This window comes from Streptomyces sp. HNM0645 (assembly GCF_030056615.1).
GTDB lineage: Bacteria > Actinomycetota > Actinomycetes > Streptomycetales > Streptomycetaceae > Streptomyces > Streptomyces marianii.
Genome location: NZ_JASHLT010000055.1, coordinates 24,581 through 50,361, shown reverse-complemented (window position 1 = coordinate 50,361; position 25,781 = coordinate 24,581). Strand labels below are relative to the sequence as shown.

The following is a 25,781-nucleotide window of genomic DNA, read 5'->3' as shown; positions in this document are numbered from 1 at the left end:
GTGCGGCCCACCGGGCGCATGATCTTCTACCACCTCGGCGAACTCACCCTGCGGATCGGCAATGTCACCGACCCGCCCACCGTCCAGATCACCCGCGGCGTCCAACTCCACCTCCTCGACCTACTCGACACCGACATCGGACAAACCCGCTGGCCACAGACCTGAAACGGTGACCCGCGAAGTCCGGGTCTAGACCGCGCTAGGCGTCGCGTGCCCGTTCCGTGCCCGATGGCTGCTCGTCGGGCACGTCGGCAGCCTTCTCCCGCTCGGCGCGCACACGGGCGTCGATACCGCCGGCTACTTCCCTCTGCCGCTCCAGGTTGGAGTGCTGGTAGATCAGTGCCGCCCGCTCGGAGGACTGCCCGGCGCGGACCATCGTGTCCTTCAGCGTGGCCCCGGACTGGGTCGAGGGCGTATGCCCGGTGTGACGAAGATCGTAGAAGCGGAAGTTCTCCGGCAGCCCGACCTTTGCCCGGACCTTGCGCCACTTCCGCCCGAAGGTCGAGCGCCGGAACGGCTTGCCCTCCTCCCCCACGAACAGCAACCCGTCCGGCGTCTTCTCCGCGTACCAGGCAAGGTGGCGCTTCAGGTCCTTCTCCATGAAGGCCGGCAGGACGATGAACCGCTTGCCCGCGTCTGGTATGCCCCGGCTCTAATGGAGTCGGTTTGCTGGACAATTGACGATCCAGCAGCCTTCGGAGGCCGTGATGCCCCGCAGCTATCCGCCCGAGTTCCGCCGCAAGGCCCTCGATCTCGTCGCATCCGGAAGAAGGGTCGCCGAGGTCGCTCAACTCCTCGGCATCAGCGACCAGACCATCTATATCTGGCGTCGCCAACACCTCATCGACACGGGACAGTTGCCCGGCACGAACAGCAGCGACCAGTCCGAACTCGCCGCGGCCCGCAAGCGCATCGCCGAGCTGGAGGCCGAGTTGGCCATCCGCCGGCGGGCCGCCGAACTGCTGGGTGAGGTGACGCCCCCAAAAGGCGGTTCGAAGCCATCCGCGTGATGGCCGGCGCAGACACTCTGCGCTTGGCATGCTCAGCCCGGTGGAGTACGAACTCCGCACCCCACCGGTAGCCTGAAACCAAGCAACTCGACTCCACCCAACTCGGGGCAGTCCGCCGGACTCTACGAAACTCGGGGCAGCTCAAGGACACGATGCCGGCTAGCGCCGAGGCTACGAGAGCAGTCGTCCACCAACGCTCAGGCCAACCCTTGCTCACGTTCCCCCCAGCCACAACTGCGGATGCCGACGCTCCCAGTGTGCCGTGCCCGATTCGTGCCCGATCCAGCGGGACGTAGCGGGGATTCAAGGGGAACAGCAGCGGCAACCGCGCTCCAGCCCAGTTCGGGAGCTTGCCAGGTCAGCCGCCATCCTCATACGGCGTCTTCCAAACTGGTGCTCCGGGATCCGGTCCCGTCGACTCTTGACCAGGGCATGGAAAGTCCACCAACCTTGCTCGAGCCCACGCGTTGACCTCAGGCGGCGCGCTCCTGGCACGCTTCAGCCTGGCTGGCCGATATCAGCCGTGGGAGAGAGGTCAACCGCATGCGAGCCAGTTTCAAAGTTCACCTCGTTCTGGCGTTGACCCTGTGTGGTCTCGCCGTGCTGATCGTGGCCGCGACGTTCCTACCGGGTGCACCTCTTGTACCGGACCCGGTCTCCGTCACACTGTTCGCTCTGGTTTTTCCGGTCTTCGGTACTGCCCTCATCCGCTGCACCCTCGCCGACAGGGCGATCGGCCTCCCAGGACCCCAGGGCCATCGGTTTCTCGAAATCCTCCGAGAGACACCGCGGCCACTCCAGATCGCGTCAGGTGTGATCCTTGTGGGGGCATTGCTCAGCTTTGTCCTCGGCGTGGGCATGCTCAAGGGGCAACCATCGTCGGACGGTAGCTCGTACCACGCGAACAACCATGGCACGCACATCGGCTTGACCCTTGACGAATACCATCAGCACGTCAAGGCGCAAGAGCGCATGTTCGCCTCCGGATGCGCACACTTCTACATGGGCAGTGCGATCTTCGTGCTCGCGGCATCTCGATCCCGGGAAAGGGCCTCACGCGGTGTGCCACCGTACGGCAGCGCGGTACAGCTGCCGCTGCGACCGTCACCCACCGGCAATGTCCGCTGGACCAGGGCCGATCAGCCGAGGAAGCCTCATCGAGCACCCCGCCCGTAGTTCATCGAGGGGGTCAAGCCGTGCCACTCTCGTGCCAGAACGGGCGGTCAGCCACGGTCAACCGAGGGACGACAGAGCGCGTCGCCGCAGTGGTCGTTCAAGGACTCCGTCCTGCTCAGCGGCTCAGTGGCACGGATCCGTTCGGTGATTCCCAAACTCAGAGCGCGGGTTCGATTCCCATCACCCGCTCCATGGCGAAGCCCCAGGTCACAAACCTGGCGCCTATTTGCTGTCTAGACCTCTTGGCCCGCGCGCCACAATCGCCGTAACGGGGCGTCAGGTGGGAGGTCGCATCCCAACCGATCATGGAACGTTCGGTTCGAACAGATTTCCCCCGGGGTGGTCTTCCCGTCGTGCGCGCATGAAGACAGGGACCTCTCGGTAGCTCGGGGATGTGGATCTGACCGAGCAGTACGGGGAGGCCCTGGTTCGTTGTTGTACGCGTCCGAAGCCGTTCATTTCAACTCGGCCGCTCCATCGTGTGATTGCCTCACGCACGTGTACGGCACCGCGGCCTGCCGTCCCGATCGGGCACTCCGGTATCCGTCGGATACCGGAGTGGGCCGCCGTACGGCCGTTGCTGCCGGTGCCGGCCTGGCTGAATGAGCGGGGCGGACGCCCCGAGGGCTACCGCCACCGCCAACTGCTGGACGCGATCCGCTACCTGGTCGCGGGCGGGATCCCCTGGCGGGCGATGCCCGCGGACTTTCCCGACCGGGGCCGGGTGGGGGCCCGCATCGCAGGCTTCCCCTCGGACGAGTTCCGCCCGCGCCAGGTGGTGAGCCTGTCCTTCCGCCAGGCCACCCCGCCGAGGCGGGCCACGGCCGTGTCTCCACCACCTCGTCGGCGTGCGCCTCGGCGCGCCGGCACCTCAGGAGGCACGCCCGGGCTCATCGTCATCTGCGTCGGCGAGATGAGAATGTGCGGGGTCGTGCCGTGAGGATTTCTACCGCATAAAAGGAGCAGCGGGATTTGAGCCGCATCGAGCATGACGGCGTGCTAGCCTCGGATTCAGTTGCAGTAGTGGTTCCAGAAACTTACGTGCATCCAGTCGCCCAGAGGGCCTCTGAGGGCACTTTTCACCTCCGGTCTTCTCCGGCGGGGTAATCATCGCGGCGACACGGCATCCGCGCAGTGCGGATTCCGATTACCCCCGAAGGAGACATGCCATGTCAACTGGCACTGTTAAGTGGTTCAACGCGGAAAAGGGCTTCGGCTTCATCGAGCAGGACGGTGGCGGCCCCGACGTGTTCGCCCACTACTCGAACATCGCCGCACAGGGCTTCCGTGAGCTGCAGGAGGGCCAGAAGGTGAACTTCGACATCGCGCAGGGCCAGAAGGGCCCGACGGCCGAGAACATCGTTCCTGCCTGACAGCGGCGCGTACGACGTAGCTGGGGCCCGCATCCTTCGGGGTGCGGGCCCCAGCTGCATGTGTTTCACGCAGCACGACTCCGCCTGATCCGTGTCCGCGCCCCACGTGGCTGACGGCCTGGGGTGGCACGCGCTCACTTCCGGCACTCATCCGCCGCCGGTGATCGGCATCCCCGAATTCCGTCAACCCGGGTTCCATTCCCCATTCGAAGCCGTCTCGAAATTCTCCGAACCGTTCAACCGCCGGGCGAATTCAGTGATGTGCACTGTATCGAGGAAGGTTGCACATGAACGGCACGCACACGACCGATCGTCTTCCGGACACCCTAGGAGAGTTCGCACTTTCCGCTCCGGCCGCCCCCGCGCTCTCATCCGTGGAAGCCTTCGCCGATCTCGGCATGCCGGAGCGGTTGCTCGCCGCGCTCGTCGCCGAGGGCGTCACCGTTCCCTTCCCGATCCAGAGCGCGATCCTGCCGAACATGCTTGCGGGCCGTGACGTCCTGGGCCGTGGCCGTACGGGCTCCGGTAAGACGCTGGCCTTCGGCCTCGCCCTGGTCGCCCGTACGGCGGGGGTGCGAGCCGAGCCCCGTCAGCCGCTCGCCCTGGTCCTGGTCCCCACACGTGAGCTGGCGGACCAGGTGGCCGACGCCCTCACGCCCTACGCCCGCGCCGTCGAACTGCGCCTCGCGACGGTCGTCGGCGGGAGGCCCATCGGCAGGCAGGCGAACGTCCTCCGCGGGGGCGCCGAGATCGTCGTCGCCACTCCGGGCCGGCTCAGGGACCTCGTCGCCCGCGGCAGTTGCCGACTGGACCGGGTCGCCGTCACCGTCCTGGACGAGGCCGACCAGATGACCGACATGGGTTTCGCCCCCCAGATCACCGAGCTGCTCGACCAGGTGGTCCCCGGGGGGCAGCGGATGCTCTTCTCGGCCACGCTGGACCGCACGATCGGGCGGCTGGTCAGCCGCTACCTGTCCGACCCCGTCGTCCACTCCGCGGATCCGGCGAGCGGCGCCGTGTCGACTATCGAGCACGATGTGCTGCACGTACACGCCGACGCCAGGCACGCCGCGACGGCCGAGATCGCCGGCGTGACGGCCGTGTGATCATGTTCCCGGCCACCGAGCGCGCGGTCGACCGGCTGACCACACACCTGCCGGCCGGCGGTGTACGAGCCGACGCACTGGACTGTGGCAAGTCCCAGCCTCAGCGCAACAGCGCGCCGGCGCGGTTCAGGAGCGGGCAGATACCCGTGCTCGTCGCCACCAACATCGCCGCCCGCGGCATCCACGTCGATGGGCTCGACCTCGTCGTCAACGTCGGCCCGCCCGCCCACCACAAGGACTACCGGCACCGCAGCGGCCGTCCCGCCCGGGCGGGAGGGACCGGCGGCGTCGGCATCCTCGTCACCCCGAACCAGCGCCGCCCGACGACCCACCTCATGGCCGAGGCGGGGATCCACCCGCGGACCACCCGCATCCGCCCCGGCGCGGCCGAACTGAACGGCACCACCGGTGCACGGACTCCGGCGGGCATCCCCGTCCAGGGCACGGAGCCGGTGCCCGACGGCCCCGCACACGGTCTGGCCCCGCCCACCTGGCTCGGCGGCCCTCACCGACGGAGCCGCACACCGCTCCGGGGCGCTCCTCCCCTGTCCGGGCCTGCTAGGCCTTCGCACCGGGGGCCGACGCCCCTTCACTCCCCGTAGGAGTCGCATATGACACAGATCCAGACGCCGACCCGCCCCGCGCGGCCCGCACCCCACGCCGACGAGGCAGAACCGCATGCCTGGGCCGACATGACCGTCGAGGTGGCTCTGGCGGTCATGCGCGGCGCCCGCACCGAGCGCCTGATCGTCCGTGACGCAGACGGCCGGGGCACCGGCCTGGTGACCCTGGCCCAGCTCACCGGCTTCCGTGCCACTCCCGACTACACCGACCGGGTACAGCTTCGCGACTTGCGCACCGCGGGCCCTCCGTCCCGCTCGTGACCACGAGAGCCACCGCCGAGCACACGATGCACATCGACCGGCCCACCACACCGCCTGGACTCCGACAGACGCCGCCGCGTCCGGACCTCCCCAGTCCGCCGCCACGCTGCCACATGCCGACCCGGTCCGTTCCCGTCGTCCCCTGCGAGGTCCCATGCGTTGCGTCATCGCCCGCTTCCCCTTCGAGTTGACGAGGAGCGGTGTCCTGGAAGCGATGAAGGGCGTCAAGCCCGAACCCGTCACCGGCGAGTCCGTGGTCATCGGACGCCGTGAGTATCCCGTCAAGCAGGTCGGCGCGATCATCACACGCCAGGACCGTCGCGACTTCAGCGCCGGCGAGGTCATCCGGGCCATGGTCCGGCTCGGCTTCGTCTGCCGTACCCGCCCGGGGGCTGAGCCCCCGGCCGCCGCCACCCCGATCCAGCACGCGTCCTCCCAGCTCGGAACGCCCACGGCGCTCTGACCGGCGGACGGGCGCATGTCGCGCCTGAAGGCGGGGGCCCGTCCGGTGCGCACCGGACGGGCCCCCGCCGCGTCGCACGGTGGCTCAGCGGTCGGGGTCCTCGACGTCTCCCACTGTCCGGGTGCCGGCCTCCGCGATCGATGCGCGGTACATGCCGCCCTTCTGCGGGACCCCCTCGTGCCCTGAATGATCCGTCAGCGGCACGTCGTCCCGGGTCGCCCCGTCGAGGACGTCGGCGAACCGGCGCAGGCGGGCCGATCGGGCAGGACTTCCCTCCCGCCGCAGCGCTTCGGGGCGTCATCGCGGTCAGGAACAGCAGGCGACGCCCACCCCGCGAGAGGCCGACGGGCGCGTCCCGCGCGGCAGGAGGACCCGGGACCACGGCACGGTGACGCCGGACCGGCAGGGGGGATGGGAGCATGACCCTCAGCGAACGCGCCGGACCGCCGGCGCGCGGACTGGGAGGTTCGACGGACAGGTTCCGAGCCGAGCAGGTGTGGCAGGGGCGGGAGCGCCTGCCGACGCGCGTTGCACGGTACCGAGCCGGCGCCGGCTCGCGTACGCCTCCGGTTCCTTGATGTCCGAGGACACCAGACACGACGCTCTTCGGCCCCGTCCCCAGAGAGATGAGAATGACAGCAGACGATTCGACCGGCCGTCTCGACGATGACGACTACCCCGCCTACACCATGGGACGGGCGGCCGACATGCTGGGCACGACTCCCGGGTTCCTCCGCGCCCTCGGAGAGGCCCGGCTGATCACTCCGCTCCGCTCCGAGGGCGGCCACCGACGCTACTCCCGCTACCAGCTGCGCATCGCCGCCCGCGCCCGGGAACTCGTCGACCAGGGCACTCCCATCGAGGCCGCCTGCCGCATCATCATCCTCGAGGACCAGCTCGAGGAGGCACGGCGCATCAACGCCGAGTACCGCCGCGCGGCGTCCGAACCACGTCCTCGGGACGGGGAGTGAGCAGGGCCTGCGGTACCACGCGGTCCCGCTCATCCAGGTTCCTCCGTCCCGGGCGCCGGTGCGGCCACTGCGGTGACGAGGATCTCGGCGGCCTGCGTGACGTTGTCAGCCCGGACCGCGCGTGCCATGGCCGCACGCGCGGCATCGGGCTCCGTGTCCGGGGGCACCACCATCAGCGCGAAGTGGTCCCGCTCGCCGCGGGTGATCAGGACGGTGTCGTCGCCGACGGGGAACGAGTCGAGGTGGACGACCCGGTCGTCGACGACCAGTCGGGTCGGGATGGCGTTCCACGCCACGGCATCCAGGCCGACGCGGGTGATGGGTCCGAGATGCTCGGCCAGGGCGGACACGAGCGCGGAAACCTCCCGCGCCACGTCCCGGGTGCGCGGCCACCACGCACCGTCGAGGACGCCCTGCCGTGAATGCGTCGTCTCCAGCCGGAGCAGCGCCGTGCCGGGACGCACCCTCTCGTGGATCGCGTCCGGTAGGAGCGACGGGGGCGAGTGCGGGATGTCCGAGTCGGCCATGGGGGTCCGCCCGTCTTCAGGAGGGGACGTGGCCGTCGCGTGTGACGGGCCGCGGACGGGTGGGGTTTGCCGTCACTTCACGGTAACTCCGGCTCTCGCCTTCCCGGCCCAGACCCACGCTGTCCGCGAACAGAAAGCCTCCTCCCGTGTCGTCTCACTTACGAGGTGCCCGGACGTACCCTGGAAGGACCGGGAGTACTTCGCACACCGGCACCCGTGCAGGTGTCGTTCCCGGAGGAACACGAGAAACCGGGCTGCCGACGGGCGGCCCGGGGGCAGGTCCGCACCATGACCACCACCGTCGGCAGGACGGCGAGCCGCGCCCCCATGCCAAGACGTGCAAACCGGTTGCCGCCCACCCCCAAGACCAGGTCGGCCGCGAGCTCGCTCGACGGCGCCTGGTGGCCCCGTTCCCGTGACGTGGCGGCCGAGCTGCCGTCGCTGGCCGACGCCCTCGAAGCCCGCTGGGGCCGCGTCACCCGGACCGCGGTGAAGCCGAGCCGTCGGCCCGCCGTTCCGTGCCGGGTCTCCTCTTCCGGCCACGCGCTGCACATGGGCTGGACCCTCGCGGTAGGCACTCTCGTGGTCGCGCTCGGCATGCGTCTGATCCACCGGCTCAGCGCCCAGCACGAGCACGCTGATCCCGGACCACTCCTCCGCCCGAAAGGCGGCGGGTGGGGCGACCGGGCATCCCGGAGGACCCCACCCGCCGACCTCTCGCTTCGCTCCGAAGGGAGCACGCCGTCTTGCGCCCTGTTCTGAACCCCGCCGAAAACGAGCCTCTGCCACGGCCAGGGCTCGCGGAGATCCGTATCGTCGCCGCCACCCCCGAAGCCGCCCGCACGGTCGCCGAAGTGATCCGCCGGTGCTTCGCCGGGACGGAGCAGCGCAGCTACCCCGCGCCAGGCGGCGGCACGCGGCTCCACCTCACCGTCGACACCGAGACCGCCGCCGGCCCCGCCCGCTCCTGGCTGGCCACCAGCCGACCCGCCACCGGTTCCGGCCCGCACGCCGAGGAGCCCTGACCGGCTGCGAACGGCACACACCGCGCGGAGCGTGAGCGACACGGCCGGGGCGACCCGCACCGGTGGGGGCGGTACCGTCGACAGGCCGCGGGTTCCCCCCGGCGCCGGGCAGGCGGCGGGCTGCCTGGCGCCACCGGGGCGGCACACGGGCCCGACCACCGCATCCCGGTGCAGCACCGCGCCCCCGCCCGTGACGGCCACCTCGTGACCGAGGGCCTGGTCACCGGTCACCCGGTCCCGCTGCGCGGCGGCGGCTGCTGCATGACGGACGGGTCTTCAACGTCGCCACGCCGGTCACGCAAGCGGCTTGACTTCGTCATTGCGTCTCCCGCCCAAAGCCGCTGCGCCGACCTCGGCTGTCAGTGGCAGTCGAAGCGCCAGTCCCATGGGAGGCCGGGGCACTGGCGGCAATGGAAGGAGTAGACGCCGCCGCAGTCACCCAACTGTATGTCGCCGGTGATGGTCAGAAGGTGCTCCATGCGGTGTCCGCGCTCGCAGTTCGGCCAGTCGGCAGGCTGCGTCCAGGCGGGCCAGCCGCCGACCTTCGTCCCGACGACGTTGTTGTCGGGTGGCCACCTGGAATGGCCCGTCGGCAACCGGAGACGAGGCTCCCAGGTCTCCACATGTCCTTGAGCAGATCACGCCACCCCGGAAAGTCCTCCGCGCTAGTCGGGGACAACGTGGACGATTGCGGCATGTTGTCCTCGTCGTACTCCCCCTCGCCCACCCCGGGGATCTCGGACAGCACCCCTCCAGCCACGACCTCGGCCTCGTTGCGCCAGTACAGCCGCGGCATCACCAGCAGCCTGGGGTCCTGCTCATGCATCAGCGCGCACCACACCAGCTGTAGCAGGTCCTTCCCCTCCGGGAACTCCAGTCCCGGCACAACCCGGGCGAACAGTTGGAGGATCGGCACCATCGGCACCGCGCCAGGGACGATCTCGTTCCTGTTGGACGGGTCGGAGCCGAACGTCCAGTGGTCTTCCTGCGCGCAGTGCGGCCACGCCTCGTCCGCGGGCCACAGCGGCTTACCTCCCAGCGAGCTCTCCCGCACGCCGGGGTCGCCGGGCTCAGCGTTGAGGAGGGTGGTCTCCCGAGCGAGGCCCGCGTATTCCGGTATCAGGGTGAGCAGATCCTTCGCAGGCAGCTCGGGTGGGTCTCCGGCCATCGTGGCTCCTCAGGCGTACAAAGATCGACGAAACGCTGCGGGCACGCTGGTACGTGCCACCGACAACCCCATGCGGCAACGGCCGCCTCATCATTGGCGTCGAGAGGATCAGGCCGTGCCACGATCGCGTCAGATCGGGCAGGGAAGTCACGGCGAACTCCGACGGCTGGCGGGGACGGCAGCCGGCATCCGCCAAAGCCGGCATGCCGCAGGTCACGATGCAACCCGCCCGACCTCGCTGCCAACGCGGTGCCCGCGAGAGCGCCGGCTCCCCCTAAGCGGTCGGCGTCCCTTCGGGGAGGAGGTGCCTGCTCCCCCACGCCCCCAAGGGCTCCAGGGCCGTGTTGAGGGCGTGGCCCAGCGGGGTCAGGGAGTACTCCACGCGGGGCGGGACCTCGTCGTAGGCCTGACGGTGCACCAGGCCGTCCGTCTCCAGCTCGCGCAACTGGGCGGCCAGCACCTTCTCGGACACCCCAGGGACCAGTCGCCGCAGTTCACCGAAGCGGCGCGGCCGCTGGTCCAGCTCCCACAGGAGCGACACCTTCCACTTGCCGTCGATCACGGACATCGCCGCGGCCACACCGCAGTGGTCCGCCCCGGGCCTTCGCGTCAGTGCCATCACGCACCCCTCCCCACGTGTTCACTCACCCTGGAGTAACCACCCACTCCAAAGTGCGTACTTGAGGGCCTTTCGGCCCACCACCAGTCTGAACTCCATGACCGACACGAACATTGCACGGCGCTCCCTCACCCTTCTCGGCCTCGGCGACATGGGCACGGCCCTGGCCCGCACCTGGCTCGCCGCCGGCCACTCACTGACCGTCTGGAACCGCACCGCCGCCAAGGCCGAGGCCCTCGCCGGGGCGGGCGCCCTCGTCGCCGCGAGCCCGGCCGAGGCGGTGGCCGCGAACGACCTCGTCGTGGTCTGCCTGCTGGACGACGCCAGCATCGGCTCGGCTCTGGACGGCACCGGCCTGGACGGCAAGGACCTGGTCAACCTCACCACCGGCACCCCTGACGAGGGCCGGGCCCGCGCGGTCTGGGCCGAGGCTCGCGGGGCCCGCTTCGTGGACGCCGGGATCATGGCCACACCGGCGATGATCGGCGCCCCCGAAGCCGGCGGCTATGTCCTCTACAGCGGCTCCCGGGCCCTGTTCGACACCCACCGGGCCGTGCTGGAGATCCCGGCCCCGGCCCGGTTCGTCGGCGAGGACCCGGGCCACGCCGCCCTGCACGACGTGGCACTGCTCAGCGGGATGTACGGGATGTTCGCCGGCATCTCGCACGCCTTCGCGCTCATCGAGGGCGAGGACATCGCCCCGAAGGACCTCGCCCCGCTGCTGTCTCAGTGGCTGGGCGCGATGGGCTTCTTCGTGGGCAACGCGGCCGAGCGGCTGACCTCGGGCGACTTCACCACCGGTGTGGTGTCGAACCTGGCCATGCAGGTGGCGGCCACCGGGACGCTGCTGCGCACCGCGGCGGAGCAGGGGGTCAGTACGGAGCTGATCAACCCGTACTTCGAGCTGATGCGGCGCCGGCTGGCCGCCGACCGAGCCGCGCACGCCGATGAGGACACGGCGGGAGCGATCACCCTGCTGCGGCGCTGAGGGCGTCCCGCAGACGAACTCGGGCGAGCTGGGGGACCCGGCATCGGTGACCGAGTCCCTGGCCGGCGGCTGACACGGGGAGCGACGGGCTCGGCCGACGGCTCCGGCCACCCACCGGGCGACGCCTTCCGAGGCGGCAGCCGCGGAGGTCCTTTCGGTGCCTTCCGGGGCACGCCGCATCACGTACGACGCCCGGCCCGTCCGCGGTGCGGCCGGCCCACGAAGTCAGGCGCGCCGGTCGTCGGTGCCGGGCGCGCCCGGTGGCGTCAGGGCTGGGTGAGGTTCCTACGCGCCGGCCTCGGCCGCCGCGTCGGCGACTGCGATCTCGATGCTGAGCGCCTCGGCGATGTTGCCGGCTGCCGTCATGACGCGCGCCGTGCCGACGATGGGGGCGATGGCGACCAGGACGTCCTGCAGCTGGTCGGCCGTCAGTCCGGCCTGGAGGGCGGGGTCGATGTGCGCGACGTAGGAGATCGGCGGAGCGTCCGAGGCGGCGAGAGCGGCGATACGGGTGAGCATGAACATGTCCGGTGCCAGTCCGCACCGCTCGACCGAGTCGACCGTCATCGCGGCGAGGGTGTCCAGTACCGGGGTTTCGGATGCTGTAGCCATGGCAGGTCGTCTCCTGATGGTGTCGTGACGAGGATCGGCCGGGCGGAGGCGCGGCAGGGCTCCGTGTCTCGGTGCAGCGTCTCCTGCTCGACCGTAAGTCGGTTTGCGGCGGATCGCCCGTCGAGGCGACCTGGGGCAGGGCGGACCGGGACGTGACAGACACCGATGTGCGCCTGTGGCAGGCGGACCGGGGACGGCGGTCGCGGCCTGTGGGCCGGGGGAGGGTCGGCGGGCACCCGCAAGGGCGACCGGGCTCGTACACCCCGGCGGCACGCCGCCCCACGGCCGGTCCCGCCGTCCCTCCGGCCGGCCGCGCCGCCCCGTCTGGTCGGGCTCCCGGGAAGGGGTCGTACGCCTGTTGGTCGGCCCGTACGCCCATTGGTCGGCCCGGCGGGCACGGCGCGGTACCGGCTTGTAGCGTCAGCGCACAAGCAGTGATCAATCGGATCTTCCCAACGGTACCGGTGGAGGCCCGGAGGGGGCCGGCCGGTGAGGGCGCAGTGCGGTGTCCACACCTGTGGAGCGGTGCGGAGAGGAGGCGAGTTGGCACGCCGCAAGGTCACATCGATGGCCGTGTTCGGGGTTGTTGTCCTTGCGATCGCCATCAACCCCGTGATCCCCGTCTTCCCGAAGGCCGGCCTCCAGCACGCCCCCAGGACGGAGCACGCGACTCAGCGGTTCAAGGGGCGGCCCGTCGAATGCACCTCCGGGAAGCCCAAGCTGGCGCGGGCGCTCGTCCGGCACATGGTGAACTCGCTGGAGATGCGGTCCAGTCGGGTCTCGATCGCGCTCTACGACCGTACGTCCCGCACCTCGTGCACATACCGCGCCGATGTGCACTACGACTCCGCCAGCACGGTCAAGCCGATCGTCCTGGGCGCGTTGCTGCTGGCCAAGGGGACCGACCTGTCCAGGAAGGAAAGGTCCCTGGCCAGGGAGATGATCGTGAACTCGGACAACGACGCAACCTACGCCCTGTGGGACCTGCTGGGCAGGGCGAGAATCCAGGACTTCCTCGACGAGGCCGGGCTGGAGGACACCGGCCTGAACGACGCCGGCTTCATGGGGCTCACCCAGATCACCGCGCGTGAACAGGTGAAACTTCTTCAACTGCTCACGGGGGAAGACGAGTCCGTGCTGAACTCCCGGGAACGCGCTTACGTTCTGCGGCTGATGCGGGAGGTGCAGGACGACCAGCGCTGGGGGACGCCGGCGGGCGCTCCGCCGGACGCCGTCGTCCAGGTCAAGAACGGATGGCTGCAGCGTTCCGAGCACGGGGTCAAGAGCTCGTGGGACCGCGGGGACTGGAAGGTCCACAGCATGAGCGCCATCACCGGAAGCTCCTACGACTACGGCCTCGTGATCCTGACCGAGAACAACCGCGTCCCCGAGGGTGCATCACCCGAAGTGGGGTGTGACTACGGTATGGAGACGATCGAGCGGGTGGCCAAGGCGATCCACCACGACCTGTACCCGGAGGAGACGCCCGGGGTCCGCCGGGCGTCCCGGCCGCTGGTGAGCGCCGCGCGATAGGAAACGGATGGGATGTGTCAGGGCGCGGGCACGGGACCGTGCTCGGGGTGTGTCGGGACAGGGTCACGGGCGCGGGACCGTGCTCGGATGTGTCGAGGGCCCGGGTCACGGCCCACTACCGGGCGCCGGGCGGCCCGGACGCGGGACCTCCCGGCGAACCCCGGGTGGTCAGCCCCAGTCGCAGCCGATGCCGTCGTTGTCGCGGTCGAGGTGGCTGCCGTAACCGGGCTCACCGCGGCGGACGGGGGCGGCACCGGCGGCGCGGGCCGCCGCGCAGTTCTCGTAGTGGACACCGGCGGAACCTCCCCCGCCGCCACTAGCACTGCCGCCGTCGCCGCCCGATCCGCGGACCTCGACGCTCCTGGTCTTCGTGACGGTGACCGTGGGCCCCGGCTCGGTGACCGTCGCCGCGGGCGCCTCGGGGGTCGCGGTGACCGTCGCCGTGGCCGTCACTGTCGCGGTGACCGTCGGGCCGGGGCCCGCCTCTGCCGGCGCAGAGGCCGGGCGCCCTTCCTCGGCCCGGTCCGCGGCTCCACCGCAGCCGAAGCCGATCGCCATGAGGAGCAGGCCGCCGGCATAGGCGCGCTTCATCCTCCACAGGGGCCGGTGCGCTCCCGAGGGCTGCGGTCCGGGCTGCGGAGCGATGGTGTAGGGATTACTCAAGGCCCCCCCTGTGCAGATTCAGTGAACGACGTGTGGGGACACGGTAATCCCAGGACCCGTCCCTGGCGAGGGAAGTGACGGACATTCCACTTCCGGGCCGGAACCCGGCGTTCCCTTCGGCCGTCGGCTCACCCGACCGCGTTCACGTCGTTCCGGTCCGCGTGCGCACGCGCCCCGGAGACGATCCTGCGCCGTGCGGCGCTCCTCACCCACGTCGCCCGCGCGGCGCCGACGTGCTGGACGACGGCGGAGACGTCCGCCACGCCGGAGACGCCCCAGACCCCCGGACCGGGGCGGCAGTGGACGGGGAGGCGGCCGGGCCGGACGGACCAGCGGCCGTCGAACGCCGGGGACGAGAGTGTGCAGAGCGCCGGTGCGTCGAGGCGCCAGAAGGCACGCGCCGGTGCCGACAGTGCGTGCACGAGCAGGGCCCTGACGGTCGCAGGTTCGGCGATCACCAGGGCGCGGCCGGTGTCCGGCGGGAGGCCGTCCAGCCAGTCGGCGGTACGGCGGCACAGCCGGCGTACGGACTCACCGCCGTGGGGCGTGGCGTCCGGATCCCTCAGCCAGGCCGTGAAACCGTCCGGGTCGGCCGCCGCGACCTCCTCGACCGTACGGCCCCGCCAGGCGCCGTAGTCGATGTCGCGGAGCACGGACTCGACCGCGGGTTCCAGTCCGAGGGCGGTGGCCACGGCCGCACAGCGCGCCGAAGGCGCCCGGAGGGAGGGCAGGTACGAGGGCAGGGCCGCCCTGGCCGCACCCGCGTCCCGCAGGACACGCTCGCTCGGGGGCCCGTCACCGAAGACCGTGCTCCGGGTGCCTCGGGTGCCGTCCCCCGCGGCCGCACAGAGAAACGTCAGGCGGACCGTCATGACGACCGACCTCCTTCCGGGTCCGGCGAGTGCGCCGGACTCCTGCCGCCGGTCAGCTGATCAGCGGACGGGTGTGGTGCCGCGCGCAGCAGGTGCCCGAGCGGCCCGGGCGGGCCCGCATTGGGTGCGGACATGCCGAGGATCGCCGGTTCCCGGACACGGCCCGGCCGCGCGAGGACGCTCCCGGCGGGCCGGACCGTCGGCGGTGCCGGCGGACGGGAGGCGTCCGCCGGAATCGCGGCAGCCGCCGGAGCTGCCGCGTTCGTCACGGCCTGCAGTACGTCGGGCCTCATGTGCTCCAGCGTCGGCCACGGCTGCCGGGGCCGACCATCCGGCAGGTGTCCGGACCGCCCCCGCCGAATGGCCGGTGGGTTGCGGCGGGGTGGGCGGTGGAACCACCGGGGCGGGTGCCCACCGGAGCGGGGCGGCCACAGGGCGTACCGGGCCCCCGCACGGTGGTGCCGTGCACGACCGCGGCGTGCCCTCGCCAGTACCGTGCCGCGCATGGCCGTACCGTGCCGGGCGGGCATGGCCGTACCCGAGCCTGCCGTACCCGTGCACGGCCGTGCACGGTGGTGCGCCCGAAGCCGCGGACCGGCCGGGGAAGGGGCGGTCGTGATGCCGGGCGCCCGGCGGCACCGGTGCTTGAACTGAATCCGACGGCGGTCCGTACAGGTAGTCGCGGGCGTGGCGGGCCCTGTCGTCATGCCGATCACCAGCCCTGCGCGGAAGGACCTACGGGTGGCGCTCTGGACACGCTCACGCCGGCTGCCGGCCCAGGCCGCGGCTCCGGCCGTGGAAACCGGGACGGACGTCGGCACGGACGTCGGCGAACGGCCCGTGCCCGACGGCTCCCGGGACCGCCCCTCGGTCGACCGCCCGGACGGCGGCACCGAGGCGGAGGGGGGTGTGCACCGGGCGGGCGACGGGCAGGACGTCCTCGGCACAGACGACGGGGACGCCTCCGCCGGTACCGACGTGGAAACCAACGCCCGTACCGCCTCCGACACCGGAACCGGCACCCCCGCCACCTCCGACACCGGGACCAGGACTGGGACCGACACCGCATCCGACACCGGAACCGGCACCCGTACCGACGGAGACCTGGACCTCCCGGTGGCGCCCGGCGCAGGCGGCCGCCGTGTCGTTCACCCGGTCGCGGCGCGCGTGGTCCACCACGGCGCCACCGCCGTGGCCGCCCTGGTCGTCCTCACCGCGCTCCTCCTGCCGAACAAGCTCGGGCATCTCACGGCGCCCATGTTCCTCCGCATACCGGTGGAGGGGATCTTCGGCGTCGCCGTGCTGCTGCTCCTCGGACCGGGCCGGCGCGGCCGGGTGAGGCGCCTCGTACCGGCGTTCGCCGGCACGGCGCTCGGCCTGATGGTCGTGCTCAAGCTGCTCGACATCGGGTTCGACGCGGTCTACAAGCGACCGTTCGACCTCGTGCTCGACTGGATCCTCCTCGACGACGGCCAGTCGTTCCTCCGCGACTCCATGGGCCCGGCGGGCGCGATCGGCGTCGTGATCGGAGTCCTCGTCCTCGTGTTCCTGCTGCTCGTCCTCCTGACGTGGGCCGCCGTACGGCTGAACCGGGTCCTGGCCCGTCACGGGGCCGCGGCGGCGGGAGGCACGCTCGTGCTCGGGACCGTGTGGGTCGTGTGCGCCGCGCTGGGTGTGCGCAACACGGCGGTGCCCGTCGCGGCGGGCGGTTCGGCCGAGTTCCTGCAGGACCGGGTGCAGCAGGTGCGTGCCGGCCTGCGGGACAAGGAGGAGTTCGCCCGCGAGTCCGCCGACGACGACTTCGCCGGTGTACCCGCCGACCGGCTGCTCACCGGACTGCGCGGCAAGGACGTCCTCTTCGCCTTCATCGAGAGCTACGGACGCAGCGCGGTCCAGGATCCGGAGATGGGACCGCGGGTCTCGGCCCTCCTCGCGGACGCGGACCGCCGGCTGGGCGCGGCCGGCTGGTCCTCCCGGAGCGCGTTCCTCACTTCCCCTACATACGGCGGCGGAAGCTGGCTGGCGCACGCCACCTTCAACTCGGGCCTGTGGATCAAGAACCAGCAGCGGTACCGCAACCTCACCTCCGGCGACCGCATGACGCTGACCAGTGCCTTCCAGAAGACGGGGGCCTGGCGGACGGTCGGCATCATGCCCGGCGTCACACGGTCCTGGCCGGAAGGGAAGTTCTACGGCCTCGACCACGTCTACGACTCGCGCGACATGGGCTACAAGGGCCCGAAGTTCAGCTGGACGCCGGTGCCCGACCAGTACAGCCTCTCCGCGTTCGAGCGCCTGGAGCACGGAAGGCCGGGCCGGGGGCCGATGATGGCGGAGATCATCCTCGCGTCGAGCCACAACCCGTGGGCGCCGATACCGAGGACACTCGGCTGGGACGAGATCGGCGACGGCTCCGTGTACGGCGCCATCGCGGAGGAGGGCAAGGACCCCGAGGAGGTCTGGGAGGACCCGGCGCGGGTCCGCACCGAGTACCGTCGTGCGATCGAGTACTCGCTGACGAGCCTCATCACCTACGTGGAGAAGTACGGCGACGAGAACACCGTGCTCGTCTTCCTCGGCGACCACCAGCCCGTGTCCACGGTCACCGAGGACAAGCTCGGCCGGGACGTGCCCGTCACGATCCTCGCCCGCGATCCGGCCGTGCTGGACCGGGTCTCCGGCTGGGGCTGGCAGCCGGGCCTCAAGCCCGGTCCGGACGCCCCGGTCTGGCGCATGGACGCCTTCCGCGACCGGTTCCTCTCCGCGTACGGGGACCGGCCGGGGGCGGCGCCGTCGACGGGGCGCTGAGCGGACTCGCACGTACCGGCGGGCGGGGCCCTCCCGTACGTGCGTGCCTCGCCATTCGCCGGACTGCGGTGCCCGCCCGGCCGGGAAGCACATACGTCACCTGCCGGGAGTACGTGGGCCGGAGTACGCAGGCCCCGCCCGGCGGCGCCTGGAGCCCCGTCCGGACGGCTACTCGTACGCCGCCTGCCGGGAGTACGCAGGCCCCGCCCCCGCGGGTACCCCGGCGCGCCCCCGGCGGGGCGACGCCCCGCCCACCGGATACGCCGGCTCCCCTCCCCCGCCTCGCGTGCGTCGACGCCGCGCGAGCCGTCGGTCAGCGGCCTGCCCGCGTTCCCCGCCGGCCCCGCCTTCCCGCCCGCGGGACGCCCGCGCACGCCCCGGGACACGTTCACCGATCCAGCTCCCCGTCCGCACTCCCGCGCCCGCGTACGCGCCAGCCGGACGTTCCGCGGCACGCCGGCCCGGACTTCCCGGCCGCCCACCGCGCAGCACCGTCCGTTCCCGGACCGCCCCATGCGAAAGGGCCCCGGCCGCATCGGCCGGGGCCATTCGCCGCACCGGCCGGGACGGTGGCGGGCCCCCCGTGCCCGCCGCCCGTGGCCCGGCCGGCGGGTCAGACCCGCCCGCCCGCCCGCTCCCGGACCGCCGCCGCGCGGGGCCGGGACGTACGCGCGACCGGAACGCCGTCGCGGACCCTGACGCACCAGAGGCCCCTGATGTCACGGCCGAAGGACCAGACGAGGGACGCCAGTGCGCCGAGGACGAGCAACCAGGCGGCCACGAAGGGCAGAAGGCGGGCCGCGGCGAGCAGCAGGACCACGCCCTGGAGCGCGGCCACGGTCTTGCGGGCCATGCTCGGCGGCAGCGGGCCGTTCAGCCACGGCAGTATCCGCGCGGCGGCGACGAACACGTACCGCATCGCACCGATCAGCAGCACCCATGCGCCCAGCGAGGCGGCCACGTGCACGCTGAGGACCAGGATGAGGAACGCGTCGGCCTCCATGTCGAAGCGCGCGCCCAGCGCGGACTCCGTCCCGGTGCGCCGGGCGACCTGGCCGTCGACCGCGTCGAGCACCAGCGCCACCGTGGTCAGCACGACCAGTGCGGTGATGCGGGGTCCGCTCGCGAAGGACTCGGCGACCAGCGCGGTCACCCCGCCGACGAGCGTCGTGCGGACCAGTGTGACGGCGTTCGCGGGACCGAACGGCCTCGGCGGCCACGACCGGTGCAGGGCGCGTGTGAGCAGCACCCACGTCGCGACCGTGAACGCCGCGCCCGTCAGCCAGCCGGCCGCGCCGAGTCCGGTCACCGCGTCCAGCAGGACCAGCAGGACCGTCTGCGCGCCGGCCCCTGCCGCCGCCTCCGGGCGCAGCAGCCGAGTCTCGTAGGTGCCGATCAGGGCCACCGCGGTACCACCCTCCGGACGTGTGACAGAGTCGACGAGTGCCGCGTACGGTGTGCGCGGTCTCATGATTTTCAGAACGTAAACCGTCGCGGGAGTGTTCAGCGGGAGGTCGTGGATGGAGCGCGCCGCACGCGCCTTCTGGCTCAATTCCCCAGGTCAGGGCGAGATTCGGGATGTTCGTCTGAAGCAGCCCGACGAGGGTGACGTGGTCGTGCGGAGCCTCTGCTCCGGGGTGAGCCGCGGCACGGAGAGCCTCGTCTTCCGGGGCGGGGTGCCGGAGAGCCAGTACGCGGCGATGCGGGCGCCGTTCCAGGAGGGCGAATTCCCCGGACCGGTCAAGTACGGCTATCTCAGCGTCGGCGTCGTCGAGGAGGGCCCGTCGCACCTCCTCGGCCGGACGGTGTTCTGCCTCCACCCGCACCAGAGCCGCTACGTCGTTCCGGCGAGTGCGGTCACCCCGGTGCCGGACACGGTGCCCGCCGGACGGGCGGTGCTGGCGGGGACGGTGGAGACCGCGGTGAACGCCCTGTGGGACGCCGCGCCCCTGGTGGGCGACCGGATCGCGGTCGTCGGCGCCGGGATGATCGGCGGCTCGGTCGCCGCGCTGCTGGCCGGATACCCGGGCGTACGGGTGCAGTTGGTGGACGCCAACCCGGAGCGGGCCGCCCTGGCCGCGGCGCTGGGCGTCGACTTCGCCCTCCCGGAGGAGGCCCTCGGCGACTGCGACCTCGCCGTTCACGCCAGCGCCACCGAGGCCGGCCTGACCCGCTCGCTGGAACTCCTCGCGCCGGAGGGCACGGTGCTGGAGCTGAGCTGGTACGGCGACCGGCGGATCAGTGTGCCGCTGGGCGAGGCGTTCCACTCCGGCCGGCTGGTCCTGCGCGGCAGCCAGGTGGGGCGGGTGGCGGAGGCCCGGCGTTCGCGCCGCAGCTACGCCGACCGCCTGGCGCTCTCCCTGGACCTGCTCGCCGACCCGGTGTTCGACGCCCTGATCACCGGTGAGTGCGCCTTCGAGGAACTGCCGTCGGTGATGCCGCGGATCGCCGCGGGTGAACTCCCGGGCCTGTGCCACCGGGTGGTGTACGACGCCTCGTAGCGGGCACCGAGTCGCCGCTTCCGCGGCCCCACTTCGGTTCCCCGCGCGCGGACGTCCCCCGGTCCGGCACGTACCGCACCCGTGAGACACCGCTCCGACGTGCCCGATCCCCGCGGAAATCCGAACGACCTGCGTCTTTGAACACGCAGTACTCTCCGGCCGTACTGATGGACACGGCCGCCCGCCGGCGGCCGAGCCGTACGACCGGGAGGTCACAGCCGTTGTTCAGCGTCACCGTCCGTGAGCACCTCATGATCGCTCACAGCTTCCACGGCGAGGTCTTCGGGCCCGCACAACGTCTGCACGGAGCGACGTACCTCGTGGACGCCACCTTCCGCCGTGCCGAGCTGGACGCCGACGGCCTCGTCGTCGACATCGGCCTCGCCACCACCGAACTGGGCAAGGTGGTCGGCGAGTTCAACTACCGCAACCTCGACGAGGTGCCCGAGTTCGCCGGGACCAACACATCCACGGAGTTCCTGGCCAAGGTCATCGCCGACCGGCTCGCGGACCGGGTCCACTCCGGAGCGCTCGGCGAAGGGGCTCGCGGACTGTCCGGCCTCTCCGTCACGCTGCACGAGTCACACATCGCGTGGGCGAGCTACGAGCGGGATCTGTGAGAGCGGGCTCCGTGAGCACGCGTCCCGAGGAGTGCGGCGCCGCAGCCGCGCCCGAGCGCACCGTCCGGTTCGTCATGCCGGGGGGCGTGGACGACCCGGCCGCGCCGAGCGGCGGCAACGTCTACGACCGCCGGGTGTGCCGTGAACTGCCCAGGATCGGCTGGCAGGTCCACGAGCACGCCGTCGCGGGCGAGTGGCCGCGGCCCGGTGCCGGACCGCGGTCCGAACTGGCGCGGGTGCTGCGCGAGTCGCCCGACGGCAGCCTGGTCCTCCTGGACGGACTCGTCGCGTGCGGGGTCCCCGACCTCGTCGTGCCCGAGGCGGCACGGCTGCGGCTGGCGGTGCTGGTGCATCTGCCGCTGGGCGACGAGACCGGGCTCGCTCCTGCGGTTGCCGCGGAACTGGACGCCGCGGAGCGTATGACGCTGCGGTCCGCGGCGGCGGTCGTGGCGCCCAGCGAGTGGGCGGCGGGACGGCTGGTGGAGCACCACGGGCTCGACCCGGACCGGGTCCGTGCCGCCGCCCCCGGCGCGGATGTCGCGCCGCTCGCACCCGGCACCGCGTCCGGGGCGCCCTCCCTCCCCGGGCGGGGCACCGCGCCGGACGTCGTGGGCCCCCGGCTGCTGTGCGTGGCCTCCGTGACCCCGCGCAAGGGGCAGCACCTCCTTGTCGAGGCCCTGGCGTCCGTCGCCGGACTGCCGTGGACCTGCGAGCTCGTGGGCGGAATCGGCCATGACCCCGGCTACGTCGCCCGGCTCCGGGAGCTGATCGCGGAGCACGGTCTGGACGGCCGGGTGCGCCTCGCCGGACCCCGGTCCGGTCCCGACCTGAACGCGAGCTACGCGGCCGCCGATCTGCTGGTGCTCGCCTCGCACACCGAGACGTACGGGATGGTCGTCACCGAGGCGCTCGCACGCGGTGTCCCCGTCCTGGCGACGGCCGCCGGCGGGCTCCCGGAGGCGGTCGGGCAGGCGCCCGACGGCAGTGTGCCCGGCACGCTCGTGCCGCCGGGGGACCCGGCGGCGCTCGCCGCGGCACTGCGCCGCTGGCTCTCCGAGCCCGGCGAGCGGCACCGCTCGAAGACGGCCGCGCGACGGCGGCGCACCGCACTGGCCGGCTGGGAGGCGACCTCCCGGAGCCTGGCCAAGGCGCTGGAACAACTCCGGCAGAACCCCCTGGAGGCCGTGTGAGTACAACCGATGTCACGCGTTACGCACCGGAGTGGCTGGCGCTGCGGGAGGCCGCCGACGCGGCGGCCCGCGCGCCCGAGCTCCTGGAGCCGTTGCGGCTCCGGCTGCCCGGGTCCGGCCCGGATCCGGCGGACCGGCACGGCCGGGTCGCCCCGCTGGTGATCCGGGACCTCGGGTGCGGCACCGGTTCGATGGGGCGCTGGCTGGCGCCCCGGCTGAGCGGCCGCCAGCACTGGATCCTGCACGACCACGACCCGCGGCTGCTCGAACTGGCCGCCACCCGGCTGCCGCGGAGGGCGGCGGACGGCAGCCCCGTCACGGTCGCGACCGAGCGCGGTGACGTCTCCCGGCTGACGGCGGAACGGCTCAAGGGCACTTCGTTGGTGACGGCGTCCGCGCTGCTGGACCTGTTCACCCGGGAGGAGCTGGACGGGCTGGTCGCGGCCTGCGCCGGGGCCGGCTGCCCGGCGCTGCTGGCGCTGTCGGTGGTGGGACGGGTGGACCTCTCCCCCGCGGACCCGATGGACGCCGAGGTCACCGATGCCTTCAACGCCCACCAGCGGCGTGAGGAACACGGCCGCCGGTTGCTCGGGCCCGACGCGGTCGCGGCGGCCTCCGTCGCCTTCGCCCGCCGGGGCATGACCGTGCGGGTACAGACCAGCCCGTGGCGGCTCGGCACCGGGGCGATGGACCTCCCGGACACCGCGGCGGTCCCGGGCTCCGTCGGCGGTGACGGCCGGACGCCGGACGGGCGGCTGTCGCGGCAGCTGACGGCGGAGTGGCTGCGGGGCTGGGTCGGCGCGGCGCGGGAGCAGCGGCCGGGAATCGCCTCACGCGCCGAGGCGTATCTGCGGCGCCGTCTGGAGGCCTGCGAGGCGGGCGAGTTGAGCGTGGTGGTCCATCACAGCGATGTGCTGGCACTGCCCGGGCGGACAGGCGACGCCTCGTGAACAGGGCGGCCGGGGGGCGTCTCGGCCTGCTCGCCGGGGCGGCGCGCAGGGCGGTCCGGGGGCGTCTCGGCCTGCTCGCCGGAGCGGCGCTGGTCGCGGCGACGCTGTGGTGGCAGGGCACCGGCGCGTTCGTGGACGGGCTGCGCGGTGTCGACGCGCCGACCCTCCTGGCCGCCCTGGGCATAGGCCTGTTCACGACGGTGCTGAGCGCGTGGCGCTGGTGCCTGGTGGCAAAGGCGCTGGACATCCGGCTGGCGCTCGGGCCGGCCGTCGCCGACTACTACCGCTCCCTGTTCCTGAACGCCGCGCTGCCCGGCGGGGTGGCCGGTGATGTGCACCGCGCGGTGCGGCACGGGCGGAGCGCCGGCGCCGTGGGCCGGGGGGTGCGCGCGGTCGTCCTCGAACGCGTGGCGGGGCAGGCGGTCCTGGTGGCCCTCGGTGCCGTCCTGCTGGTGGCGCATCCGTCGCGGCCGCTGGAGCGGGCCGGCGGGGCACTCCGGGAGTTCGTGCTGACACCCGGTGCGGCCGTGTTCGTCGCCGTGGCGGCCGGGCTGGTGGCCGTGGCCGCCGTGCGGCGGCCGGGCGGCTCGCGGTGGGGCCGCGCGGTCCGCGGCACGCTGGCCGAGGCTCGGGTGGCGTTCCTCGGCCGGCGCCACGGTCCCGGGGTGCTGCTCTCGTCCGTCGCGGTGCTGGCCGGGCATCTGGCGATGTTCCTCCTCGCCGCCCGGGCCGCCGGATCGACGGCCGCCGCCGTGGAGTTGCTGCCCCTGATGGTGCTGGCGCTGCTCGCGATGGCGCTGCCGCTGAACGTGGGCGGCTGGGGTCCCAGGGAGGGCGTCACCGCCTGGGCCTTCGGAGCCGCGGGCCTGGGCAGTGCCCAGGGACTGAGCACTGCCGTGGCCTACGGGCTACTGGCCTTCGCCGCCGCCCTCCCCGGCGCCGCCGTACTCGCCGTCCAGTGGTTCGCCGGACCGCGGCGCACGCAGGTCGAGTTCGAAGAGGGTGTCCTCGCCGAGGAAGGCACGGCGCACGGGCGGCCGGAGCGCGTCCCGCATCACGTCGGGTCCGGGGAAGGCGAGGCCCGGCACGCCGTCGCCGATCAGCACCGGCGCCACGGTGACGTACAGCCGGTCGAGGGCGCCCTCGTGGAGGAAGCGGGACACGGTCACGCCGCCGCCCTCGACGAGTACCCGGCCCAGTCCCCGGCGCGCGAGCTCGTGCACCAGGCGGCGGGGGGCGAACGCGGCGGTGTCGGGGAGGACCAGTACGTCCGCTCCGGTACCTGCAGTGCCGTCCGCCACGGCCCGCGCCGGCTCGCTGCCGGCACCGACCACCCACAGGGTGGGGGCCGCGCCGTCGGTGAACACCTGCCGGGTCAGCGGGACCCGGCCGTGCGGATCGAGGACGACGCGCACCGGGTGCGGGCCGGGGCAGGCTCGGACCGTCAGCCGGGGGTCGTCCGCGACGGCGGTCCCGGCGCCGACGACCACCGCGTCGGCGAGCGCGCGCAGCCGGTGCAGGTGTTCGCGGTCCTCGGGGCCGGTGACGTAGTCGGCGTCGCCCTTGCGGGTCGCGATGAACCCGTCGAGGCTCTGGCCGAGCTGGGCGAAGGTGAAACGCGGGCCGGCCAGGCAGAGCGGCAGATAGCGCTCGGCGAGGAGCTTCGCCCCGGCGGAGGCGTCGTCCGTCCACCGGTACCGGCCGTGCACGTCGCGGCGCAGTCCGGCTGCCTCCGCGTCCGCTTCGGTCCGTACGTCGAGCAGGCGCTTCCAGGCGCTGGGCGCGTCGAGCACCCCGGCCGACCGCCCGGGGGGAAGGCCGTTCACCGGGCTCCCTCCGCGGACGGGGCGGCGGAACGTTCCGCCACCAGCAACGAGAAATACGCGTCGAAGGAATCGACGAGAGCGGCCAGCAATTCCTTACCCTTCTCCGCCGATGCCAAGGAAGGCCGGCCGACCACACCGGTCTCCGTGTAAGGGCGCAGACCCAGGGTGAGCAAATGCTCCCGGTCGTCGGCGAGGAAATCAGAGGTCATATGACCGGGGCGTACGAGTTCGGGATGGTCATGCAGCAGAATCGAAGTCTCCACTTCACCCGCGTGCATATCACTGTGGGACGGGGTCTCCACACCCGCGCGTTCGCGCGCCGCACTCCAGTCGGTCGATCCGGGGAAAAGCGCCATGCGGATGCCGGTGCCCACGGACTCCTGAACCACGTTGCGCAGCACGTAGTTTCCGCCGTGCCCGTTGATGAGCACGAGATTCCGGACACCGGAGCGCCGGAGCGATTCGGCGATGTCCCGCACCACGGCGACGAGCGTCGTGGCGGAAATACTGACGGTGCCCGGCCAGGCCGAGTGCTCGTGCGAACAGGAGAACGTCAGCGGCGGCAGCCGGTGGACCGGGTACGCGGCTGCGACCTCCCGCGCGACGGCACACGCGATCAACGTGTCGGTGGCCAGGGGGAGATACGGTCCGTGCTGCTCGAAGCTGCCGATCGGCAGGACCGCGACCTCCGCCCGTCCCGTACCCGCGTCCCGGGTCGTGTCCAACGGCAACAGGCCGAGTTCCGGCGGCCGTACCTGTGGGTCGGTCATCTTCCCGCCCCTTTCCTTACGCGCACTTTCTGCGTTCCATGAGATGCGGCCGATCGGAACCGGTGCAATAGCCCGGTCAGTCGAGATCTCCACACCGAAGTCAACTCCCGCCAGAGGCTACCCGAT

General features: G+C 72.2%; 24 protein-coding genes and 4 pseudogenes. 18 read left to right on the top strand and 10 right to left on the bottom strand.

Going from position 1 to position 25,781, the window contains the following annotated elements; all coding sequences use genetic code 11:
* Positions 1 to 199 precede the first annotated feature (199 nt).
* Positions 200 to 637, bottom strand: a pseudogene (locus QMZ92_RS30390) (tyrosine-type recombinase/integrase); the annotation flags it as partial.
* Positions 638 to 677: 40 nt separating this feature from the next.
* On the opposite strand from QMZ92_RS30390, the gene QMZ92_RS30385 reads away from it, so the two are divergent.
* From QMZ92_RS30385 to QMZ92_RS30350, 8 genes and pseudogenes are all read left to right on the top strand, one after another.
* Positions 678 to 1,010: a transposase gene (locus tag QMZ92_RS30385; RefSeq protein WP_283300779.1), complete on the top strand. Its 333-nt coding sequence runs from the start codon at positions 678 to 680 to the stop codon at positions 1,008 to 1,010.
* Positions 1,011 to 1,553: 543 nt separating this feature from the next.
* Positions 1,554 to 2,186 carry a hypothetical protein gene (locus tag QMZ92_RS30380; protein WP_283300777.1) on the top strand — a complete coding sequence of 211 codons (633 nt, stop codon included), beginning with the start codon at positions 1,554 to 1,556 and terminating at the stop codon, positions 2,184 to 2,186.
* A 526-nt stretch (positions 2,187 to 2,712) separates the two neighbouring features.
* Positions 2,713 to 2,898 (top strand): annotated as a pseudogene (locus tag QMZ92_RS30375) (transposase); the annotation flags it as partial.
* A 457-nt stretch (positions 2,899 to 3,355) separates the two neighbouring features.
* The gene (locus QMZ92_RS30370; RefSeq protein ID WP_236242280.1) at positions 3,356 to 3,559 is read left to right on the top strand and encodes a cold-shock protein; all 204 of its coding nucleotides are present in this window, start codon (positions 3,356 to 3,358) and stop codon (positions 3,557 to 3,559) included.
* A 287-nt stretch (positions 3,560 to 3,846) separates the two neighbouring features.
* Positions 3,847 to 5,267 (top strand): annotated as a pseudogene (locus tag QMZ92_RS30365) (DEAD/DEAH box helicase).
* 9 nt (positions 5,268 to 5,276) lie between these two features.
* Complete coding sequence (locus QMZ92_RS30360) at positions 5,277 to 5,549, top strand: CBS domain-containing protein (protein WP_283300776.1); 273 nt, start codon at positions 5,277 to 5,279, stop codon at positions 5,547 to 5,549.
* Positions 5,550 to 5,703: 154 nt separating this feature from the next.
* Positions 5,704 to 6,012 carry an SCO5918 family protein gene (locus QMZ92_RS30355; RefSeq protein WP_283300775.1) on the top strand — a complete coding sequence of 103 codons (309 nt, stop codon included), beginning with the start codon at positions 5,704 to 5,706 and terminating at the stop codon, positions 6,010 to 6,012.
* A 632-nt stretch (positions 6,013 to 6,644) separates the two neighbouring features.
* Complete coding sequence (locus tag QMZ92_RS30350; protein WP_283300774.1) at positions 6,645 to 6,983, top strand: helix-turn-helix domain-containing protein; 339 nt, start codon at positions 6,645 to 6,647, stop codon at positions 6,981 to 6,983.
* 29 nt (positions 6,984 to 7,012) lie between these two features.
* Here the strand turns inward: QMZ92_RS30350 and QMZ92_RS30345 are convergent, their stop codons facing one another.
* Entirely contained in the window at positions 7,013 to 7,510 is a 498-nt protein-coding gene (locus QMZ92_RS30345; RefSeq protein WP_283300773.1) for a DUF5994 family protein, read from the bottom strand.
* A gap of 288 nt (positions 7,511 to 7,798) precedes the next feature.
* Here QMZ92_RS30345 and QMZ92_RS30340 point away from each other — a divergent pair, with 288 nt between their 5' ends.
* Both QMZ92_RS30340 and QMZ92_RS30335 read left to right on the top strand, forming a co-directional pair.
* Positions 7,799 to 8,272, top strand: a complete 474-nt coding sequence (locus tag QMZ92_RS30340; RefSeq protein WP_283300772.1) for a DUF5994 family protein — start codon at positions 7,799 to 7,801, stop codon at positions 8,270 to 8,272.
* The gene (locus QMZ92_RS30335) at positions 8,269 to 8,535 is read left to right on the top strand and encodes a hypothetical protein (protein ID WP_283300785.1); all 267 of its coding nucleotides are present in this window, start codon (positions 8,269 to 8,271) and stop codon (positions 8,533 to 8,535) included. Before QMZ92_RS30340 ends, QMZ92_RS30335 begins: the two co-directional genes overlap by 4 nt.
* 463 nt (positions 8,536 to 8,998) lie before the next feature.
* Here QMZ92_RS30335 and QMZ92_RS30330 read toward each other — a convergent pair whose 3' ends face one another.
* Positions 8,999 to 9,703, bottom strand: coding sequence for a hypothetical protein (locus QMZ92_RS30330; protein WP_283300771.1), 705 nt, complete (start codon positions 9,701 to 9,703; stop codon positions 8,999 to 9,001).
* A gap of 274 nt (positions 9,704 to 9,977) precedes the next feature.
* Complete coding sequence (locus QMZ92_RS30325) at positions 9,978 to 10,322, bottom strand: winged helix-turn-helix transcriptional regulator (protein ID WP_283300770.1); 345 nt, start codon at positions 10,320 to 10,322, stop codon at positions 9,978 to 9,980.
* A 97-nt stretch (positions 10,323 to 10,419) separates the two neighbouring features.
* Between QMZ92_RS30325 and QMZ92_RS30320 the strand changes: the two genes are divergently transcribed.
* A complete protein-coding gene (locus tag QMZ92_RS30320; protein WP_283300769.1) occupies positions 10,420 to 11,310 on the top strand; it encodes an NAD(P)-dependent oxidoreductase in 891 nt (296 codons plus the stop codon).
* Positions 11,311 to 11,595: 285 nt separating this feature from the next.
* Here QMZ92_RS30320 and QMZ92_RS30315 read toward each other — a convergent pair whose 3' ends face one another.
* Positions 11,596 to 11,922: a carboxymuconolactone decarboxylase family protein gene (locus tag QMZ92_RS30315; RefSeq protein ID WP_283300768.1), complete on the bottom strand. Its 327-nt coding sequence runs from the start codon at positions 11,920 to 11,922 to the stop codon at positions 11,596 to 11,598.
* A 543-nt stretch (positions 11,923 to 12,465) separates the two neighbouring features.
* Between QMZ92_RS30315 and QMZ92_RS30310 the strand changes: the two genes are divergently transcribed.
* Complete coding sequence (locus QMZ92_RS30310; RefSeq protein WP_283300767.1) at positions 12,466 to 13,455, top strand: serine hydrolase; 990 nt, start codon at positions 12,466 to 12,468, stop codon at positions 13,453 to 13,455.
* A 168-nt stretch (positions 13,456 to 13,623) separates the two neighbouring features.
* Here QMZ92_RS30310 and QMZ92_RS30305 read toward each other — a convergent pair whose 3' ends face one another.
* Together QMZ92_RS30305 and QMZ92_RS30300 are read right to left on the bottom strand one after the other, a co-directional pair.
* Positions 13,624 to 14,118, bottom strand: coding sequence for an excalibur calcium-binding domain-containing protein (locus tag QMZ92_RS30305; protein WP_283300766.1), 495 nt, complete (start codon positions 14,116 to 14,118; stop codon positions 13,624 to 13,626).
* A gap of 128 nt (positions 14,119 to 14,246) precedes the next feature.
* On the bottom strand, positions 14,247 to 14,990 hold the full coding sequence (locus QMZ92_RS30300) for a histidine phosphatase family protein (RefSeq protein WP_283300765.1): 744 nt from the start codon (positions 14,988 to 14,990) through the stop codon (positions 14,247 to 14,249).
* Positions 14,991 to 15,695: 705 nt separating this feature from the next.
* Here QMZ92_RS30300 and QMZ92_RS30295 point away from each other — a divergent pair.
* Complete coding sequence (locus QMZ92_RS30295; RefSeq protein WP_283300764.1) at positions 15,696 to 17,798, top strand: alkaline phosphatase family protein; 2,103 nt, start codon at positions 15,696 to 15,698, stop codon at positions 17,796 to 17,798.
* Positions 17,799 to 18,411: 613 nt separating this feature from the next.
* On the opposite strand, the gene QMZ92_RS30290 is transcribed toward QMZ92_RS30295, so the two are convergent.
* Positions 18,412 to 19,203 carry a CDP-alcohol phosphatidyltransferase family protein gene (locus QMZ92_RS30290; RefSeq protein ID WP_283300784.1) on the bottom strand — a complete coding sequence of 264 codons (792 nt, stop codon included), beginning with the start codon at positions 19,201 to 19,203 and terminating at the stop codon, positions 18,412 to 18,414.
* Positions 19,204 to 19,318: 115 nt separating this feature from the next.
* On the opposite strand from QMZ92_RS30290, the gene QMZ92_RS30285 reads away from it, so the two are divergent.
* From QMZ92_RS30285 to QMZ92_RS30265, 5 genes and pseudogenes are all read left to right on the top strand, one after another.
* The gene (locus QMZ92_RS30285; RefSeq protein ID WP_283300762.1) at positions 19,319 to 20,299 is read left to right on the top strand and encodes a zinc-dependent alcohol dehydrogenase; all 981 of its coding nucleotides are present in this window, start codon (positions 19,319 to 19,321) and stop codon (positions 20,297 to 20,299) included.
* A 221-nt stretch (positions 20,300 to 20,520) separates the two neighbouring features.
* A complete protein-coding gene (locus QMZ92_RS30280) occupies positions 20,521 to 20,919 on the top strand; it encodes a 6-pyruvoyl trahydropterin synthase family protein (RefSeq protein WP_283300783.1) in 399 nt (132 codons plus the stop codon).
* Positions 20,916 to 22,109, top strand: coding sequence for a glycosyltransferase family 4 protein (locus QMZ92_RS30275; protein WP_283300761.1), 1,194 nt, complete (start codon positions 20,916 to 20,918; stop codon positions 22,107 to 22,109). Before QMZ92_RS30280 ends, QMZ92_RS30275 begins: the two co-directional genes overlap by 4 nt.
* A complete protein-coding gene (locus tag QMZ92_RS30270; RefSeq protein WP_283300760.1) occupies positions 22,106 to 23,059 on the top strand; it encodes a methyltransferase domain-containing protein in 954 nt (317 codons plus the stop codon). Before QMZ92_RS30275 ends, QMZ92_RS30270 begins: the two co-directional genes overlap by 4 nt.
* Positions 23,056 to 24,036, top strand: a pseudogene (locus QMZ92_RS30265) (lysylphosphatidylglycerol synthase transmembrane domain-containing protein); the annotation flags it as partial. The gene QMZ92_RS30270 and the pseudogene QMZ92_RS30265, both read left to right, overlap by 4 nt.
* On the opposite strand, the gene QMZ92_RS30260 reads toward QMZ92_RS30265, so the two are convergent.
* Positions 23,968 to 24,768 (bottom strand): RibD family protein, encoded by an 801-nt coding sequence (locus QMZ92_RS30260; RefSeq protein ID WP_283300782.1) that lies wholly within the window; start codon positions 24,766 to 24,768, stop codon positions 23,968 to 23,970. The pseudogene QMZ92_RS30265 and the gene QMZ92_RS30260 sit on opposite strands and share 69 nt — an antisense overlap.
* Positions 24,769 to 24,881: 113 nt before the next feature.
* A complete protein-coding gene (locus tag QMZ92_RS30255; protein ID WP_283300759.1) occupies positions 24,882 to 25,655 on the bottom strand; it encodes a creatininase family protein in 774 nt (257 codons plus the stop codon).
* Positions 25,656 to 25,781 lie beyond the last annotated feature (126 nt).